The organism is Pseudofrankia sp. EUN1h (assembly GCF_001854645.1).
Lineage (GTDB): Bacteria > Actinomycetota > Actinomycetes > Frankiales > Frankiaceae > Pseudofrankia > Pseudofrankia saprophytica.
The window spans coordinates 93,456-111,928 of the sequence record NZ_MBLN01000025.1 but is presented as its reverse complement, the minus strand read 5'-3'; the positions used below and the strand labels follow the sequence as shown (position 1 = coordinate 111,928).

The window sequence follows — 18,473 nt, the reverse complement described above, 5'->3', positions numbered from 1 at the left end:
CCGACCTGGGTTCGCCTCTGTTCTGGCCGCCGGTGTTCTGCTTGCCGTTCTGCTTGCCCGCTCGCGATACCGGGCCGAATGCGGCTCCTTGACTCCAAGATCCGCGGCCAGCCCGGTGAGCCACACGATGGAACCTGGTCATCCTTCAGCGCGGTACTGCCTGCCCTGATGCGCTGCCGTGATGCGGCGAAATGCGTCATGAGGACGCCTCCAGTTGTCAACCCCCCCRCCGAATGCCAACCCCTCCGCCGACAGCGACAGTGGGTGCATACTACCCGCCGCGGCGTATCCGACAAGCGGCCGTCACGGCCGGTGGGGCGGCAGCAGCCCGAGCGTGCCGTGGAAAACCCGACCGTGCCCTGGGAAAACAGTGGCCTTGTCGGGGACGCCGCCTAGGCAACTGAAACCCAGTACACTACGATTTGCCGGACCCAGGCGAACAGGATACATACGCTCTGGGGTGCGGGTCGGGTGCTGGACGCCGGGCCCGTGGTATCTATCACGTGGACGATCATGGTCCCAAGATGTGGCAGCTCCATCCGTTCTTGTTTCAGACCTGTTTCGTCCTGTTGAATCCGGGGGTCAACATGGCGAATGCGTTGACGCCAGATGAAGACCAGGTGTTGGTCGTCGGTGCGGGCCCAGTGGGCCTTACCGCGGCCCTGGCATTGCGCAGTCGCGGCCTGTCGGTAACCGTGCTCGAGGCGGAGATCGAGGGCCGTGAACGTCCTGGCAGTCGAGCTATTTTCGTGCACCGCGAGACCCTTGAGCACCTGGAGAAGCTGTTCTCCGGGCTTGGCCGGGCGATCGCCGACGAGGGCGTTCATTGGCTCGGTAAGCGCACGTTCTGGGGCGACCGCGAGGTCTTCGCCAGGACTTATCCACCGCCTCGGCCGGGGACGCTCCCGCACTCCACGAACCTGACCCAGGTCCGTACCGAGGAGGTGCTCCTCGCCGCCTGCCGGGCCGTCGGTGTTCGCTTCCGGTGGCGTTTCCGGATCGAAGGCGTCGAGTCCGGGCCCAGGGGAGTGACGCTGCGCACCGACGACGGCCGGGCCTTCTCGGCGCCGTACGCCATCGCGGCGGACGGCGCCAGGTCGACGGTCCGTCAGGCGCTCGGAATCCCGCTCGAGGGCAACCGTTCGGAGTCGTCGTTCGTGATCGTCGACGTCGAGGAGGCCGCCGACGAGCCGCTCCCGCTGGAACGGCGGTACCACTACGCACACCCCGCGGTCGGCAGGCGCAACGTGCTCCTCGTGCCCTTCGCCGGGGGTTGGCGGGCGGACCTGCAGTGCCTCCCCGACGACGATCCGGGCCAGTTCGGCGACGCCGAGGGGGTCCGTCGCTGGATCGCGAAGGTGCTGCCAACGCGGTACGCCGACCAGGTCAGGTGGGTGTCGACCTACCGTTTCCGCCAGGCGGTCGCGCGGGAGTTCGTGGACGAGGCGGGCCGGGTGTTGCTGGTCGGGGAGGCCGCACACCTGTTCGCGCCCTTCGGCGCGCGTGGGATGAACTCGGGGGTCGCCGACGCGGTCGCGGCGGCGGAGGCGATCGCCACCGCGCTTCGCCAGGGCGAAGGCGAGCCGGGCCCCGCGGACTCCATCCGAGCCTTCGACGCGCGGCGGCGCCAGGCCGCCGAGGGCAACCGCCGGGCCGCCGGGCTCGCGCTGGACCACATGCTGGCCCGCGACCGGAGAACCCGGCTGCGGCGTCGGGCGGCCGCGGAGCTCGCCCGCGTATGGGAGCCGGCCGGAGAGTGGCTGGACGCGGCCCCGTACGGCCCGAGGGGACGGGTCAACCCCGCGGGGGGCCGGTACTAGTGGTCGTCGTCCCGAACGCTGCCGGCCACGAGGACGGGCCGTCTGCTCCGTCTGCTCCGTCTGCTCTGCCTGGTCGGCGGCCGGCGTCCTCCCGGCGAACACCGCCGGCCCGGCTGCTCCGGGCGCTGTGGTCCGACGACAGCCGGCCACGGCCGTCGCCGAGTGTCTGGTGGATCTCGCCGGTCGGCGCGACCCTGCTGATCGTTCCGTGGACGTTGCTGCTCACCTGGAACCTGACCGACGTCGGCTTCCGGCTCGGCTGGCGCACGCCGAAGCTGGTCACGAACTCGACGCTCCTGCTCTACGCCGCCGGCGTGACCGTCATGCTGATCGGCGCGACCATTCCCCAGCTCGCCCGGCCGTCCGTGCGTCGTGACGCCGGCTGGCCAGGGTTCGGGCCGGGCAGCGAGCCGTTCATTCGCGGCGCCGCCCGGGTGCTGTTCTGGCTCACCATGGTGGGTTATGCGGCATTTGCGCTGTCCGGGGTCAGGGGCGGTGTCACGCCGACGATGATCGTGGACGCGGTCATTCACCAGAGCACGTTCGGCGGAGACCTGAAACAGCGCTTCTCGTCCGTCGCCGGGATAACGACTCTCACMCAGGTGGGCATCGCCTTCGTCGTGGTCRCCGCGGTCGTCTGCCGCCGCGGCCGCGGGCGTGACCGGGTGTTGCGATGGCAGCTGGGGGTGGTCCTGGCCCTTGGCCTCGCCCGCGCCTACCTCTTCGCCGAGCGGCTCGCCATCCTGGAGCTCGCGGTGCCGTTGGCGACGATCGTGGCGATGCGGCTGTTCGTCGGTGGACGGCGGCGTACCCGGGTGGCGGTGGCCCTGCTGCCGATCGTTCTGCTGCCGGCGATGGTGGCGGTGTTCGGAGCGTTCGAGTACTCCCGGAGCTGGAACTTCTACCGGCAGAGCGAGGGTGGTTCCTTCCCCGTCTTCGCGGCCGAGCGTTTCGCCGGGTACTACGCGACCGCGTACAACAACGGCCAGCTCGCGCTCGACCACGACCGGTACCCCGGACGGCTGCCCTTCGCCACGATCGAGGCGTTCTGGACCGCCCCGGGCATGGACGGTCGATATGTCGCCCTGTCCGGCCGGGCACCCATGGGTTCGGGGCTGGCGGATCCTGTGCTGGCCGCGTACGCCAACCCCGAGTTCAACAACCCAGGTGGAGTCGCCGCGCCCTTCGTCGACTACGGGGAGGTCGGAGGCCTGGTTTTCTTCTTCCTGGCGGGGCTCTGCCTGGGGGCGGCATACCGGGGTTTCGTCCACGGGCGGCCGAGCGGAGTCCTGCTCTACCCGGTACTCGTCACKGGAGTTCTCGAGCTGCCGCGGTACATCTACTGGACCGAGGGGCGGACGGCGCCAGCGCTCGTCGCGCTGGGAGTGGTCGGATGGCTGCTGCGACAGCGGGTCGGGCGGGTCGTCCCGGCTGGGAACGGGCGGCCGGCGGCTGGCGGCATCCGAGAGGTTCTCGGCGTGCGGCCGGTCCACAATGTTCGATAGGTCCATTTTGGAGACGCCGTTGAAGGTCGCGATTGTTCACGAGCGTTTCACCGAGCCCGGCGGGTCCGAAGCGGTGGTCGCGGCGTTGCACGCGATATGGCCGGAGAGCGAGGTCTTCGCGCCGCTCGTGGACGAGAAGGCGGTACCCGGCAGGCTCGACGCCGGGAAGATCCGCGGTAGCTACCTGCAGCACCTCTACCGGGGCGGCCGACCGACGCACCTTCTGCCGTTGTTGCCGGCCGCCATGAGCCGGCTGCCAGTGGGGGCGCCCGACCTCGTCGTAGTCAGCCATCATTCGTTCGCCAACCGGATCCGGGTGGCGCCGGAGATTCCGGTGCTGTCCTATGTCCACACGCCGGCTCGCTGGATCTGGGAGCCGGCGAGCCGATCTGATGAGCTGCGTGGCCGCGCCCGGCGGTCCGCGCTGGCCGCATTCTCCGCGGCCCACCGCCGCGGCGACCGGACGGCCGCCGCTCGACCGAACGTGATCCTGGCGAACAGCGTGGCGGTGCGGGATCGGATCGCCCGCTGGTGGGGGCGGGAGTCCACCGTGGTCCACCCACCGGTGGACACCGAGTTCTTCACCCCCGCCAATGTCGCCGAACGGGAGGACTTCTATCTGCTTGCCGGCCGGCTCGTACCGTACAAGAGCCCGGAGGTGGCGGTGGCCGCGGCGAACCGGCACGGATTCCGGCTGGTCGTCGCCGGTGAGGGCAGGATGCGCCCGGAGCTCGAACGGCTCGCCGGGCCGAACGTCAGTTTCCTCGGCCGAGTCGACCGCGACACCCTGCGCGACCTGTTCCGGCGATGCCGGGCGCTGCTCTTTCCCGGCGAGGAAGATTTCGGCATGGTGCCGGTCGAGGCCGCGGCCTGCGCCGCGCCGGTCATCGCGCTGGGCGTGGGCGGGGCTCCCGACTCGGTGATGGACGGCCGGACGGGCGTTCTCTACCCGCCGACCGGCGACCCCATCGCTGATCTCATCGCCGCCGTTCGGCGTTTCGAGCGGGAAAGCTTCCGCCCGGACGACATACGCGCACAGGCGGAACAGTTCTCCGTGCATCGCTTCAACGAGCGGATGCGCGGCGAGGCCGCGGCGCTGACCGGCTGGTAGCCGCCGTTCCCGACGGCACCGGGACGAGCCCGAGAGTCAGCCGCGCGGTCGCGTCCAACGCGGCGCCGAGCGTGAAGCCGTCCTCGATGCGTCGCCGAGCGGCGACACCCTCCTCATCCGCCAGGTCCCGATCCGCGAGCCGAACCGCGATCGCGGCGGCGAGGTGCGAGACGACGGTCTCGCCCGAGCCGGAAACAACGGCGCCAGCGGCGCCGGCGCCGAGCACCTCACGTACCCCGCCGACGTCGGTGGCGACGATGCTGCGGCCGGTCGCGGCCGCCTCCAGCAACGCCAACGCCAGACCCTCCCACCGGGATGGCAGGACCACGACGTCCGCGGCCGCCAACCAGGTGGCGATCTGGTCCGATTCGCCGACGAGCTGGATTCCAGCCTGATCGGCCGTCGCGACCTCGAGCTCGGCCCGCGCCGGGCCGTCGCCGACCAGCGCGAGGGATGCGCCGGGAACCCGAGAGGACACCGATGGCCAGGCTCGGACGACCAGATCCTGGCCCTTCTGCTCGCACAGCCGACCCACCGTCACCGCCAGCGGCACGGACTGGTCCAGGCCGAGCGAGGTCCGGGCCTTGGCCCTCCCGGTCCGATCCTGGTAGGGCCACCCGGTCACGTCCACGCCGTTGTGGATGACCCTCACGCGCGAGGTCAGCACACCCGCGTCCGCGCCCTCCTGACGCTCGGTCTCGCTGACGCAGAGCAGGACATCCGCCCACCTGGCGGCCAGCCGTTCCCAGCGGAGCACCATCCCGCGCATCCGGCCCGTGGTCGCGTGGAACGACCAGGAATGCGGTTGGCAAATGGTCGGAATGCCGCCGTGGATCACCATCCGGCCGATCATCCCAGCCTTGCTGCTGTGCAGGTGAACTACGTCCGGCCGCAGGTCCCGGACAATGGAGCGAAGCCGCCCCACCTCCCCGAGGGTTCCCCGGCTGGCGGGTGAACGCACCGCGTCCCAGGCGCGGGTCTGTTGGCCGACCTCGCGCAGGCGTTCTGGCAGCCATCCGTCCCTCGGGCAGGCGACCCATACATCCCATCCCCGGGCCCGTTGATCCGCCGCCAGGATTTCCACCCAACGAGCCACGCCTCCGGAAACCGGTTGGCTAACATGCAGAACCTTCAGCGGACGTCCCCCGTCGACCATGTCTCGAATGATAGCGACCGACCAGCTGCTCCCAACAGGTTTGCTGGTTCTTTACCGCCGGTTCGCCGAATGGTCGAAATGATTTATCGTGTCGTAACGCTCGTGACATCGAAGCGTGTCCGTGCCGTGTCTCTCATCCACTTCGATGACCATACGGCCGCAAGCCGGTTGCCGTCATCTACCGATACCGATACCGGTGTCGGATCCGAATTACCTCGGGGACGGCCTTGACCAGCGCGACTCACTACCGCATGATTCTCGCGAGTCGTCCCGCGACGAGCGCGCGAGCCAGCCGGGATACTCGACAAAGGGGGGCGCGAGGCACGCTTCCGACGTGCGAGCGGCGTATTGCCATGCGCGGGCCTGTGAGATTGGCCGCACTGGCGCACTGCCGCTTTTTTGCCCTGCGTCGAAAACGTCATGCGTCAACACTGGTGAGGGTCAGCATCAAGGGGGGTAGTTGACCACCCACTCCGTAGACGGCGTGCCGGCACAGCGCGATCGCGATTCCGCCGGTGTCGCCCGCGCGTCCTGGCTCAGCACCGTCGACCGTTATAGGTCGGCACTGTCGGCGCCGGATGACGACCGTATCTGGAGCCGGCGGCTGGAAACGGCGTCCGCTGCCGAGATCACGGAGATCCAGGCCGTCAAGCTACGCGCCCTGGTGCGCTATCTTCACGCGGCGGTGCCCTTCTACCGACGCCGGTTCGACGCGATCGGCCTCGAGCCCGGCGACATTCGAGGCCTCGAGGATCTGACGGCGATCCCACCCGTGACCAAGCAGGATATGGCGGCTGACCTGGCCGAACACCCTCCGTGGGGTACGTACACGGCCGTGGACGAGCCGACCTGGCTGAGCAAGGGATGGCAGATCTTCGCCAGCTCGGGCACGACCGGCGCGCCGCGCGCGTTCCGCTACACCGGGTTCGACCGCGAGACGTGGGCCTGGAGCACGGCCCGGGCGATGTATGCGATGGGCTTCCGGCGTGKCCGCGACAGCGCCATGCTCGCCTTCGGCTATGGCCCGCACGTATGGCTGTGGGGCGTGCACTACGGACTGAACCTGATGGGGATTCCCATCGTCACCGCCGGCGGTCTGGCCACCACGGCACGGGTCCGCTTCCTGGACATGTACCGGCCGACGATCCTCGCCTGCACGCCGTCCTACGCCCTGTACCTGGCCGATGTCATGAAGGAGATGGGGCTCGACCCGGCTGAGACCTCGGTGCGTCATCTGTTCTGCGCCGGTGAGCCGAGCATGGCCGTGCCGGCCCTGCGGGCCAGGCTGGAGAGCACCTGGCAGGCGACGCTGCACGAGTTCTATGGCTGCACCGAGGCCGCACCCTCGGCCGGTGCGCACAGCTGTGCCGAGGTCTCCGCGGCGCCCGGGGAGGTGAGCCTGCACCTGCCGGGCGACACCCACCTCTGGGAGGTGGTGGACCCGGACACGATGGCACCGGTCCCCGCCGGCGAGCGCGGCGTCTCGGTGGTGACCAACCTCCTGTCCGAGGCGTCCCCGCAGCTGCGTTTCGTCGTCGGCGACTACACGCGGCTAGGCGCGGAGCCCTGCCCATGCGGGCGGAACACTCCCCGCGCGCGGGGCGGATTTCTCGGCCGGGCGGACGACATGCTGAACGTGCGCGGCGTGACGCTGTTCCCCTCGATGATCGAGGACGCCGTGCGCCGGGTTCCGGACGCCGGCGTCGAGTACGAGATCGTGCTGACGGCGCCCCGCGGGCTGGACGAGCTGATGGTGCGGGTCGAGGCGACCGCGGGGTTCCCGGCCGGTGACCACGGCGCGCTACGGGAGGCCCTGGTCCGGGAGATTCGGTCGCGGGCCGAGCTGCGGGCCAGCGTGGAGATCCTCGAGTACGGGGTGCTTCCCCGGACGCAGACGAAGGCGCGCCGGGTTCGGGACCTGCGGGCCGAGACGGCTGCCTGAGCGTGGTCAGATGAACATGAGAGCGGGGACGGGAACACGACCGCCGGTGGGCGCGGCTCCCAGGCTCGGCCGGGTCGAACAGCTCGTCCTTCGCGGCGACGGGCTGACGACCACGTCACTGGAAATCCTGACCGGCCACGAGATCACGGTTCGGGTCCGCCGCCACTGGCGGCTGGCACTGCCCGCACAGGCGGAGCGGGCGTACGACATCTTCGACGGCTACACCGGCCCGGGCGCGGACACACTCGCCGCCTATTCGACCGTCGGCTACCGAGACCTGGGCGGAGTACCGGGCGACGACCTGCTCATCCGCGAGGTGCTGCTCTGCGGCGACGACGGGGTCATCTACGCGACCGCGAGCCTGTTCGCGGTGCTCGACCGGCTGCCGCCGGACGTCGCCCACCGGCTGGCGACCACCGGAGCGCCCATCGGCAAGCTGCTCGTCCGCGCCGGCATCCAGGTCAAACGCGAGATCCGCCGGTGGGGCCACTTTCCGGCCGGCGACTTCGCCGCCCACCTCGGCCCGGCCGTCCAGGCGGACACCCGGGTTCCGGCCCGTACCTACCTGATGCGCAGCATGGTGACGGGCGAACCCCTCACCCTGATCACCGAATGGTTCGCCCCGCGGCTGTTCGACACCGCCTGACCAGGGTCAGCGGGCGGGCACCGCGGGCCCAGGCCGCCCATGGCGGTGACCAGGGGTCAGCTTCTCTGCACGAGCGAGAGGCGATCGCGCGGCGGCCCGGGCATCGACGCCGGAGCGAGACGAGCACCAATCGCGGCGTCAACTCGTCGAACCGTTGAGAACCGACCTCCTCTTCGCGACCGAGTCCTGACGACAGAGCCTGGTGCGGCCGAGGATCTCCAAGACCTCGCCGTGCTCCTTCGGCGCTGACACCGGCGACGGATTCCGTCAGTCCGGGTTCTTCGGGGACGTCGCCGCCGCCGCCGCGCATGTCATGCCCGTAGGCCACGCGGCCCGGCCAGGTGAGTGGCGCCGACGCGATCGTCACCTCCAGCCTCTCGCCACCGACCATCTCAGGTTCGTCGGGTGTTTGTACCGCCGATCTCTCCTTTTCCTCGTGCTCAACAGAATCATACAGGCGATCGGCGCCGACGGTGGATTAGCGCTTTTTTGTATGCATGTGTGGCGGACGTGTCACCAGACCGTTACAGCGGGATCCCGGTTCACTTGTCCGGTGCGTTGTACTCTCCGGGCATGGGCCATTGGCGGCCCCGTTCGTTTAAACGAATCGCTGTCGCTCACGGGGATTTATCATGCGCTTTGCTCCTATTGTGGCCCGAGGGCTTCGAATGCTGTGTGGGTCCTAACGCTCCGGTGGTCCCAGCCGAATCCACTCTGAGCCCCGTCCGCCCTGCGTCGGCAGGCCTGCGGAGCCTTAGCCGTGACTCGCCGTTCCGGAGCCTCCGGACGCCGGCGGGTGGGCTGCTCCGTACTGTTCGCCGACGCCCTCCTGCGGAAGTCCCGACCATGTCAAACACCATCGTCCTGCCTACTCAGCGTGCCGGCGAGCCCGGCGATAGCCGGGCGGTGTCGACCGGCTTTCCGGTACCGAGACGTTTTCGGCCGGACATCCAGGGGCTGCGCACGATCGCCATCGTGACGGTCGCCCTCTATCACGCCGGAGTGCCATTCCTAGCGGGCGGCTACATCGGCGTCGACGTGTTCTTTGTAATTTCCGGATTCCTAATCACCAGGCAGCTCGTCGCGGAGGCGGCGGCTAACGGACGAGTCAGCCTGGTCCGGTTTTACGCTGCTCGTTTCCGTCGCCTCTTGCCGCCTGCGGCGGTGGTCGTCGCCGCCTCCGTCGTCGTCGCACACTATGTTCTGCCGTACCAGCAGATGAAATCCCTGATGACAGACGTCCGGTACGCAGCGTTTTACGGTGTCAACTACCACTTCGCGCACGAGGGAGTGCGGTACCAGAACGCCTCCGAGCCACCGTCCGCCATTCAGCATTTCTGGTCGCTCGCCGTCGAGGAGCAGTTCTATGCCGTCTGGCCAGTGCTGATCCTGCTCTGCTGTCTGCTCGGCCGACACCGCCTGCGGTACCGGCTGGTCATCTCAGCCATCGCTGCCATCACGGTCGCGACGCTGGCCTATTCTGTCGCGATCTCTGCCGGCCAGGCCCCACTCGCATACTTCTCGCTGCAGACGAGAGCATGGGAACTCGGTTTTGGGGCACTAGTCGCGCTGACGGCCGATCAGTGGGCTCGCCTATCGTCCGGCATCTGCCAGATCCTCGGCTGGGTCGGTCTCGGTGCCGTCCTCGCTGCGGCGGTCCTTTACGACGAACACACGGTCTACCCGGGTGTAGCGGCCGTCGTGCCGGTTGCGGGCGCGGCGATGCTGATCGGGGCGGGGATGCTGCGGCACGACCGGACTCCGGAGACCTTTCTCCTGGAGCGGCCGTCTATGCAGTATGCCGGCAAGGTCTCCTATGCCTGGTATCTCTGGCACTGGCCGATGCTGATCCTGCTACCGGCGTGGGTGGGTCATCCGCTCAGCGTCTGGGAGCAGGTCGAGATTGTCTGCCTGGCGTTCTGGTTCGCGGTCCTGACCTATTTCCTTGAGGATGCCGCACGGCGGGCTCGTCGGACGGCGTTCGGCTGGATATGGGCCGGTGCGCTGCTCTCGACCTTCGTCGCCCTTTGCTCAGTCGTTGGAACCTTCACGTTGCCATCRCTCACGACCTCGGGCGTCGCGCGCACCGCGCTTGCCCTCAATGCTCCGGACGTCACGGCGGTCCAGGCGGCGCTGGTGCGAAGCATTCCCATTGAAAAACTACCGCGGAACCTGACGCCGCCGCTCGCCGAGGCGCCCCAGGACGCGCCGCCCGGCTGGCGCACCTGCGGGTTCGCGGATCTAAATCAGACCGAGATCAGACCGTGTATCGCGGGTGATGCCTCCGCGGATAAGGTTGCGGTCGTTCTCGGCGACTCGCACGCCCATCAGTGGATGACCGCGCTGGACCAGGAGGCGAAGCGGACGGGGTGGAAGCTGGTCGAGATTACCAAGGGTGCCTGTCCGATCGCGAATGTTCAGTTCTTCCAGAACGACCTGAAGCGCGAGTACCGTGAATGCGACGTGTTTCGACGGTGGGCGGCGGCCGAGGTGGCCCGCCTACAGCCCGATCTCGTCATCGCGAGTCAATCCAACATCGCGCCTTGGGACAACATCACCGATGAGGAATGGGCGCGCAGGTCAGTCGCGGCCCTGGTCGAGTTGGCCGGATCGACCGCCTCGATCGCTTACATCGGCGACACGCCGACCTTCCTCACCGATCCGGTCACCTGTCTCCAGCGGAACCTGAACGAGGCGCAGCGGTGCCTGGTCCCGCGCGCCGATGCGTTCGGGCATTTTCCGGACCGGTACTTCGTCATCGCCGACGCGATGCGGCGGGCTGGTATCGGTTTCATCGATTCGCTGCCCTTCTTCTGTACTCCACAGCTCTGTCCATCGGCGGTCGACAACATGGCCGTATACCGCGACCAGGGCCACATCACCGATACCTATGCCACATGGCTCGCACCCATGCTCGAACCGATATTCCTAGGGGTCCCCCAGTGACCATAAATGTCACGGTTCCCAGTTCGGCCGGGCGGCACAGAACCGGACGGCCGGTGGCCGAYGACCTGCCGCGTGCGCCCACTGACGCCGAGAAGTACGTCTACTTCGGTCGGCAGCACCGCTGGTACATTTGGCTACGCAGCCTCGCGACACTCTCAGCTGCAACGTCGCTCTTTCTGTTCGCCAACACCACGGTCATGACCTGGTGGTTCTGGATACCGTTCAGCATCTTCACGGCCTACATGGTCCTCACGCACATCTGTACGACCGCGAAACGCAGGATCTCCCGCGTCGACCATGAGGCCATCACCGAGCTCTGGAACCCAACGCGATACCCGTCGGTAGACATCTTCCTTCCATGTGTCGGCGAGGATCTCCGGGTCATCCAGAACACGTATGAACACGTCGCGCGGCTCCATTACCCGGGGGCGGTTGCCGTGTATGTGCTGGATGACGGCGCCCGGGCCGAGGTGCGCCAGCTCGCCGAGGACTACGGGTTCCGGTATCTCAGCAGGCCGGACCGCGGACGCCTGAAGAAGGCCGGAAACCTGAAGTTCGGCTTCGAGCACTCCGACGGCGATCTGATCGTGATCTTCGACGCGGACTTCTGTCCCCGGCCGGACTTCATCCTGGAGCTCGCGCCCTACTTCGACGCGTATGAGGATGTCGGGATCGTCCAGTCGCCGCAGTTTTTCGACACCCACCGATCAATGCCGTGGCTGCAGCGCTGCGCGGGCACGGTCCAGGAGTCGTTCTACCGCTGGGCCCAGGTCTCACGTGACCGACTTGGCGCACCGATCTGCGTCGGCACCTGCGCGATTTACCGGCGCAGCGCGCTAGTGAAGTCCGGCGGGTTTGCCCAGATAGGCCACAGCGAAGACGTGCACACTGGGGTCAACCTGCTCAAGGTGGGCTACCGGACGATCTACGTGCCGGTGATCCTCGCGAAGGGTGTCTGCCCCGACCGGCTTGCGAGCTTCATCTCCCAGCAGTATCGCTGGTGCGCTGGCTCGATGAGTTTGCTGCGAGACCAGGCCTTCCACGACTCACCGCTCAGCTATCGGCAGCGCATGTGCTTCTTCACCGGATTCGGCTACTACATCTCGACGGCAGTCGGGATCATCACCCTTCCACTGCCCACGATCATCATGGTGTGGTTTCTGCCAGACCGGGTGCACCTGTCCAATTTCTTCTGGCTGATGCCTACGTTCTTCATGTACCCGCTGATCCGGGTAGTGCACCGGACGGGCTGGACGCCGGCTACGATCCGTGTCTACACGATATCGTCGTACTCCCACGCAGCCGCAATCCTCGACACTCTACGGAACCGCACCTCCGAGTGGGTGCCGACCGGTGAGACGAAGCGGACCACCATGACGTCTAAGGTCACCGTGGCTCTGATCCTCTGGACCGGCACGACCAACGTCGTCATGTTCGTCGGTGCCGTGCATTTCTGGATGACCCGGCACGATCCTGTCTCGGTCGCACCCGTTCTGTTCATGGCGTCGCTTGCCTCGTTCGTCTGGGTACCGATAGCGTCGGTGGCGTGGCAGGAGCGACGTGTTCGGCGGCAGAAGGTCGAGAACACCACGTTGACCGCCTGACGGAACCAGTTACCGAAACCCGCCGAAAAGTGCTCAGAGCTGCGACGACGGTATTGGGCAGCAGCGTTGTCGTCGCGGGGCTCGCCGCCCTGGGATGCACAGCTGGGTGGGGCGGAGTCCCAGTCAGGATCGGTATCGTCCACCCTCCGAGTAACTTGCGGTCCAGGGAGAACCTGCTGGGATACCGGGCTCCGGTCGTCGGCGGCCTTTACTACACGTTCGACACCTCGTGGGCGCGGTATCCCGCCGATCGCGTCCCGGCGGCCGGCCGCGAGCTCGTCGTCTGCTGGATGCCGAAGATCGCGACCGGGGTCCTCGCTCTGGCGGACATACCGGCGGGCAGACACGATCGACACATTGACGCGATGCTGACCGGAATGCGCTCGTTCGACGGACCGGTCGTCTGTCGATGGGGTCACGAGCCCAACGGCGACTGGTACCCCTGGTGCGCGGCCTACCCGCGTGGCAGGTCGGCGCCTGAGCAATACGTCACCGCCTGGCGCTACATCGTCGCCCGCGAGCGGCGTATGCCCGGTCCGTCCAACATTCGATGGTTCTGGTGTCCGACCGGGCGAGACGTAGGTGGCGTGGCGATGGAGCGTTACTGGCCTGGAGAGGACTGGGTTGACATCGTCGGTTGTGACGTCTTCAACGAGCCGCAGGAGTGGAAATCTTTCAACGAGATCGTTGCCGACCCTTACCGCAGGATTACTTCGCTGTCGGACAAACAGTTCTGGATCGGCGAGACGGGCTGCCACGAGCCATTGCAGTGGCAGCGCGGCACCAAGGCCCAGTGGATCGCTGACATGGCCGAGACCCGGTCGTTCCCTCGGATGCGCACCATCTGCTATTTTGACTATGATGCGAGGCCGGCGGGCCGCGCAGACTGGCGGTTCGACTCGACACGGGAGACGCTGGCGGCCGTGCGAGAGATCCTTGGCCGGGCTAAGGGCGTATAGGGCGCCTCAACCGATGCTCGCGTTTGCGTGACGTTTCTTGGGAGATGGCTAGCCTGAGCCTGGTCGAGTGACGCGCGTGAACGCGAGGAAGCGATTGGTACGGTAAGGACCGTCTTTACCAGCCGGCCGTACAGAGCACACGCCCGTAGCCGACGCCTGGTCAGGCGTTCGGACGGCCAAGCGCATGAAATTTCCAACCGGCGGCGCGCCAGCGTTCGACGTCCAGCGTGTTGCGGCCGTCGATGAGGATCGGGTTGCGCACCAATGACCTCAGGAGGACCGGGTCGACCTCGCGGAACTCGGCCCACTCGGTCAGGTGCAGCACGATGTCGGCGTCGCGGACGGCTTCGAGGGCGTTCGGCGCGTACAGCAGTTCCGGATGACGACGCATGGCGTTGGGGACTGCGGCCGGGTCGCAGACGGTGACTCGTGCGCCGGCGCCACGCAGGAGCTCCGCGACGTCGAGCGCGGGTGAGTCGCGGATGTCGTCGCTGTTCGGTTTGAAGGCCGCACCGAGTACCGCGACCGCCCGCCCCCGGACGTCGCCCCCGGACAACTCGGTCGCGAGTTCGGCGACCCGTGCCCTGCGGCGCAGATTGATGGCATCGACCTCGCCGAGGAAGCCGACTGCCCGGCCGACCCCGAGCTCCTCGGCGCGGGCTTGGAACGCACGGATGTCCTTGGGCAGACAGCCGCCGCCGAATCCGACCCCTGCCCCAAGAAAACGACCTCCGATCCGGGAGTCGTACGACAGCGCCGACGCGAGCCGCTTGACATCGGCCCCGACGACCTCGCATATCTCGGCCATCGCGTTGATGAACGAGATCTTGGTGGCGAGGAAGGCGTTCGCAGCGACCTTGACCAGCTCGGCCGTGGCGAAGTCACAGACGATGGCCGGAGCACCCTCCGAGATCGGATAGGCGTAGACGACACGGAGCAGGTCCTCGACCAGCTGGGTGTCCTCGGCGGGCACCCCGAAGACGAGCCGGTCGGGTCGCAGAGTGTCTTCGACGGCGAAGCCCTCGCGCAAGAACTCGGGGTTCCAGCCCAGGTGGACGCCGGGGGCCTCGGCGGCGAGCCGGACCTGTAGCCGGGCCGCGGTGCCCGTCGGCACGGTCGACTTGCCGACGACGAGGGAGCCAGTCTTCGGGCCGACGGCCAGCAGCCGGTCCACGGCGGCGTCGAGATGGCTGAGGTCGGCCGTCCTTGAGCCAGGCCGTTGCGGCGTGCCGACGCAGAGGAAGTGCACATCGGCGTCGGCCACTGCCTCGAAGGAAGTGGCGAACGTCAGTCTGCCCGTGTCGATGTTCTTGCGGAGCAGCTCCTCAAGGCCGGGCTCGAAGAACGGGACCACACCCGCTCTCAGACTGTCCACCTTGGCCGCGTCGACATCGATCCCGACCACCGAGAAGCCGAGCTCACTCATGCACACCGCGTGAGTGGCACCGAGATAGCCCGTGCCGATCACACTGATGCGACTGATCTTCGGCTTTCCGCCCTGATCCATTTCTTGCCGCCCCTCAATCCGTTCACGTATTACGCGGCCGGTCAGGATCTTCCGACTGTGCTGCGCAGTCTAACGGCGAAGAGCGCTACTGATATTCATTTATGGCGGGACGGCGGCTGTTTCATGAATTCTCTATTCAATTGCCTCATGCTGATATGTTGGCCGGATCCGCGGATTGGGTACCGCGCGCTCGCGGCCCGCGCGGGGCATTGGCTGCGTTGTTCGGCGACGGCCTTGTGAAGGGCGGCGGCGCCGAGCGCCACCGCGCCGAGGCTCGTAGCGCCGCCGGCGCGGACGTCTCGTCCCTCTGAGCCTGGGGCATTGGCGACGGCGGGCGACAGGGCAGCCGGGTTCGGCTACTTGCTCTTGGAGATGTAGGCGTGGACGGCGTCGGCGATCGCGCGCTGGCCGGAGGCGTTGGGGTGGCCGCTCGCCTCCAGGCCGGCGCCGGTCAGGCCGACCGGGTAAACCCAGGGGTCCTTCGTGCACAGCTTGTGGTCATCGAACACCCGGTTGATGGAGAGGAAGTCGACGTCGGACTGGCTGGCGGCGCGGCGGATCACCCGGTTGAGATCGTTGTTCAGGCCGGCGAGCTGGACGCGCTCGTTGTTGTCCAGCCACTTGCAGATATTGGCGGTGCTGCTGGGGAACAGGTCCGGATAGCCGACGACGACGACCCGGGCGCCGCCCGCCGCGGCCTTCACCTGGGAATAGGCCGTCTTCAGCAGCGAGGGGAGCTGCTTGGTGACGTACTTGCGCTTGTTGTCGTCGTGACCGGTCCAGAAGCAGCGCCAGACGACACAGCTGACGATCGTGGACCCGAAGCCGGCGTCGTTGCCGCCAATCGTGATCGTCACGATGTCCGGCTTCACACCGCTGGCGACCAGCGCGCGCAGCGCCTCGACCTGCGGTGGCTGGCCGTGGAACGAGGTGGTGAACGCGGTGGTCTTCGCACCCGAGCAGGCGAGCAGGCGGACGGTCGAGCCGGCGATCTCCTGGCCGAGCAGCCGAGGCCAGGCATTGGCGCCCCGGCCGCAGCTCGCGGCGTCCAGGTCGAAGGGGGCGTTGCCCTCGCCGGACGAGTAGGAATCGCCGAGAGCGACGATCGTGAGAGGTTTGTCCGCGAGGGGTTTGTTGGTGCCGACCGCGTTTACGCTGGTCTGCCCCCTGGAAACGTCACTGTCGACCTGTTCCAGCTGGGTACGCGGCTGGCATCCGGAAAGCAGGATGGCAAGCGTCGCGAACAGGCTGACAACGCCCAGGCTGACGAGGCGAGGCRCCCGCGTCGGCGCTGGCGAGCGGAGCTGCATGGTTCCGGAGCGTAACTGAGCAACCGTCCCTTGGYTGGCGGATAGCGGTCGGCGGCCATGGGGGAATGTGTCGCTTCTCCGACGGGCCAGCACTCCGGCTGCTCAACCGCGCTGGTGGCGCTGGCCGCGTCGGCGGCGCTCGAGTCCCGCCATGCGCCCAGCTCGGCTACGGYCTACGCCGTCGCCCGGTTTCGGCTACCGCCGCCGGGCGTCCGGTCGTCGCGCGCGGGTGAGAACAGCGCAATGAATGTCGGCGACCAGGCGTGCCCGATCACCAGGGTATCCGGCGGAACGAGGCGTCGGAACTCCCGTAGCGACAGGAGGCGGGTGAACTCGGCGCGAGACTCCCGCCAGGTGGGCGAGAAGTGCCTCAGGACGGTCGATGTGTGCGGCTCGACCGGAAACCATCTGTTTGGCGTGGTAATTACCCAGGAGCGGGCCACCCGGCCATGCTCACGTACGAAATCCCGCTGGTCGTTCTCGTCGCCGACATGCTCGATCACCGCATTGGACACGGCGATATCCACGGAACCGGTTCGGAACGGCAGGCGCCGACCGTCGCCCCGGACGTAGGGCCAGTCGATGGACGTGGGACGGTAAAGGTCGCAGGCCGCCATGATTCGGCCGGCCGCGGCAACTTCGCGTTCCACCACGAGCTTGTTTGGATTGCCCGCGTCTCCCGCCCCGACCAGCAGCACGGTGCGCAGCCGGTGGTCCGCCATGAAGCGGGTGATGACGGCCGCCTTCCGGGCCCGGTTCCGGGTGCTGAAGGCCAGGACCAGGCGCTGGAGCCACGACCACTCTTCGCCTACGGGCACGCTGCCCTCCGCCGGCACGCTGCCCTCGGTCGGCCCGTCGCCGTCCGCTGGCCTGTCGCTGTCCGCCGGCCTGTCGCTCACCGCGCGAGCAGGCGCTGCAGGTACTCGCCGTAGCCGCTCTTCGCGAGCGGATGGGCCAGCGCCGCGAGCTCGTCGTCCGTGAGGTAGCCCTCCCGCCAGGCGATCTCCTCGACGCAGCCGATCTTCAGTCCCTGCCGTTCCTCGATGACCTGCACGAACTGGGCCGCCTGCATGAGCGAGGCGAAGGTGCCGGTGTCGAGCCAGGCGGTACCGCGGTCGAGCAGGTGTACGCCGAGCCGGCCTCGGTCGAGGTACTCCTGGTTGACGGCGGTGATCTCCAGCTCGCCCCGGGCGCTGGGCTTCGTCTCGCGCGCGATCTCCAGCACGTCGTTGTCGTAGAAGTAGAGGCCGGTCACCGCGTAGCTGGACTTCGGCCGGGTGGGCTTCTCCTCGATGGAGACCGCGCGGTGGTCCCCGTCGAACTCGACGACGCCGTAGCGCTCCGGGTCGGAGACGTGGTACGCGAAGATGATGCCGCCGGCGGGGTCGGTGTACTGCTTCAGCGTGTTGCCCAGCCCGGCGCCGTAGAAGATGTTGTCGCCCAGAACCAGGCAGACCTTGTCGGCGTCGACGAAATYCGCGCCGACGATGAAGGCGTCCGCGAGCCCGCGCGGTTCCGGCTGGACGGCGTACTCGAACCGGCAGCCCAACCGGCTGCCGTCGCCGAGGAGCTGGCGGAAGCGGTCCTGGTCCTCCGGGGTGGTGATGATCAGAATCTCGCGGATTCCCGCGGACATCAGGGTTGACAGCGGATAGTAGATCATCGGCTTGTCGTAGACCGGCATCAGCTGTTTCGAGACAGCCTGAGTGATCGGGTAGAGGCGTGAGCCGGTGCCACCGGCCAGGATGATGCCCTTCATACCGCCCTTCCGGTCCAGAGGAGCCTGCGCGGCGTCGAGTACCGCGCTTTTAGCAATGCTGCCCGGCGCAGGCCCGATGGCGCGTCCAAGCTGGCCGCGCATGCCGACCAGCTTCCGCGTCAAGCCTAGCCACGTGAGACGCCCGGGCCTTGGACATGGGTGCGGGTACTGGTACGGCGCGGTCGGGCCGGTGGCCGATCGTTCGACG

At 67.7% G+C, this 18,473-nt stretch carries 13 protein-coding genes; 8 read left to right on the top strand and 5 right to left on the bottom strand.

Going from position 1 to position 18,473, the window contains the following annotated elements; genetic code table 11:
* The first annotated feature begins 587 nt into the window (after nucleotides 1-587).
* The 3 genes from BCD49_RS06945 to BCD49_RS06935 all read left to right on the top strand — a co-directional run bounded on the left by BCD49_RS06945 (nucleotide 588) and on the right by BCD49_RS06935 (nucleotide 4,436).
* On the top strand, nucleotides 588-1,820 hold the full coding sequence (locus BCD49_RS06945) for an FAD-dependent oxidoreductase (protein WP_035926739.1): 1,233 nt from the start codon (nucleotides 588-590) through the stop codon (nucleotides 1,818-1,820).
* Between the two features lie 215 nt (nucleotides 1,821-2,035).
* The gene (locus BCD49_RS06940; protein ID WP_131803392.1) at nucleotides 2,036-3,325 is read left to right on the top strand and encodes an O-antigen polymerase; all 1,290 of its coding nucleotides are present in this window, start codon (nucleotides 2,036-2,038) and stop codon (nucleotides 3,323-3,325) included.
* A 19-nt stretch (nucleotides 3,326-3,344) separates the two neighbouring features.
* Nucleotides 3,345-4,436, top strand: a complete 1,092-nt coding sequence (locus BCD49_RS06935; protein ID WP_198535947.1) for a glycosyltransferase — start codon at nucleotides 3,345-3,347, stop codon at nucleotides 4,434-4,436.
* Here the strand turns inward: BCD49_RS06935 and BCD49_RS06930 are convergent.
* The gene (locus tag BCD49_RS06930; RefSeq protein WP_083401311.1) at nucleotides 4,390-5,592 is read right to left on the bottom strand and encodes a glycosyltransferase; all 1,203 of its coding nucleotides are present in this window, start codon (nucleotides 5,590-5,592) and stop codon (nucleotides 4,390-4,392) included. The genes BCD49_RS06935 and BCD49_RS06930 overlap by 47 nt on opposite strands.
* Nucleotides 5,593-6,052: 460 nt before the next feature.
* On the opposite strand from BCD49_RS06930, the gene BCD49_RS06925 reads away from it, so the two are divergent.
* From BCD49_RS06925 to BCD49_RS06905, 5 genes are all read left to right on the top strand, one after another.
* Complete coding sequence (locus BCD49_RS06925) at nucleotides 6,053-7,534, top strand: phenylacetate--CoA ligase family protein (protein WP_131803391.1); 1,482 nt, start codon at nucleotides 6,053-6,055, stop codon at nucleotides 7,532-7,534.
* A 10-nt stretch (nucleotides 7,535-7,544) separates the two neighbouring features.
* Nucleotides 7,545-8,180 carry a chorismate--pyruvate lyase family protein gene (locus BCD49_RS06920; protein WP_007511096.1) on the top strand — a complete coding sequence of 212 codons (636 nt, stop codon included), beginning with the start codon at nucleotides 7,545-7,547 and terminating at the stop codon, nucleotides 8,178-8,180.
* 846 nt (nucleotides 8,181-9,026) lie between these two features.
* Nucleotides 9,027-11,126 carry an acyltransferase family protein gene (locus BCD49_RS06915; protein ID WP_007511094.1) on the top strand — a complete coding sequence of 700 codons (2,100 nt, stop codon included), beginning with the start codon at nucleotides 9,027-9,029 and terminating at the stop codon, nucleotides 11,124-11,126.
* A gap of 53 nt (nucleotides 11,127-11,179) precedes the next feature.
* Complete coding sequence (locus BCD49_RS06910; RefSeq protein WP_007511092.1) at nucleotides 11,180-12,730, top strand: glycosyltransferase family 2 protein; 1,551 nt, start codon at nucleotides 11,180-11,182, stop codon at nucleotides 12,728-12,730.
* 290 nt (nucleotides 12,731-13,020) lie between these two features.
* Nucleotides 13,021-13,689 carry a glycoside hydrolase family 26 protein gene (locus BCD49_RS06905; RefSeq protein WP_157845185.1) on the top strand — a complete coding sequence of 223 codons (669 nt, stop codon included), beginning with the start codon at nucleotides 13,021-13,023 and terminating at the stop codon, nucleotides 13,687-13,689.
* 160 nt (nucleotides 13,690-13,849) lie between these two features.
* Here BCD49_RS06905 and BCD49_RS06900 read toward each other — a convergent pair whose 3' ends face one another.
* The 4 genes from BCD49_RS06900 to rfbA form a co-directional block, all read right to left on the bottom strand.
* Nucleotides 13,850-15,196: a UDP-glucose dehydrogenase family protein gene (locus tag BCD49_RS06900; RefSeq protein ID WP_007511088.1), complete on the bottom strand. Its 1,347-nt coding sequence runs from the start codon at nucleotides 15,194-15,196 to the stop codon at nucleotides 13,850-13,852.
* A 356-nt stretch (nucleotides 15,197-15,552) separates the two neighbouring features.
* A complete protein-coding gene (locus BCD49_RS06895) occupies nucleotides 15,553-16,506 on the bottom strand; it encodes an SGNH/GDSL hydrolase family protein (protein ID WP_071041286.1) in 954 nt (317 codons plus the stop codon).
* Nucleotides 16,507-16,679: 173 nt separating this feature from the next.
* A complete protein-coding gene (locus BCD49_RS06890; RefSeq protein WP_131803388.1) occupies nucleotides 16,680-17,342 on the bottom strand; it encodes a methyltransferase domain-containing protein in 663 nt (220 codons plus the stop codon).
* Nucleotides 17,343-17,401: 59 nt separating this feature from the next.
* Entirely contained in the window at nucleotides 17,402-18,265 is an 864-nt protein-coding gene (gene rfbA, locus BCD49_RS06885; protein ID WP_071041285.1) for a glucose-1-phosphate thymidylyltransferase RfbA, read from the bottom strand.
* Between the last annotated feature and the right edge of the window lie 208 nt (nucleotides 18,266-18,473).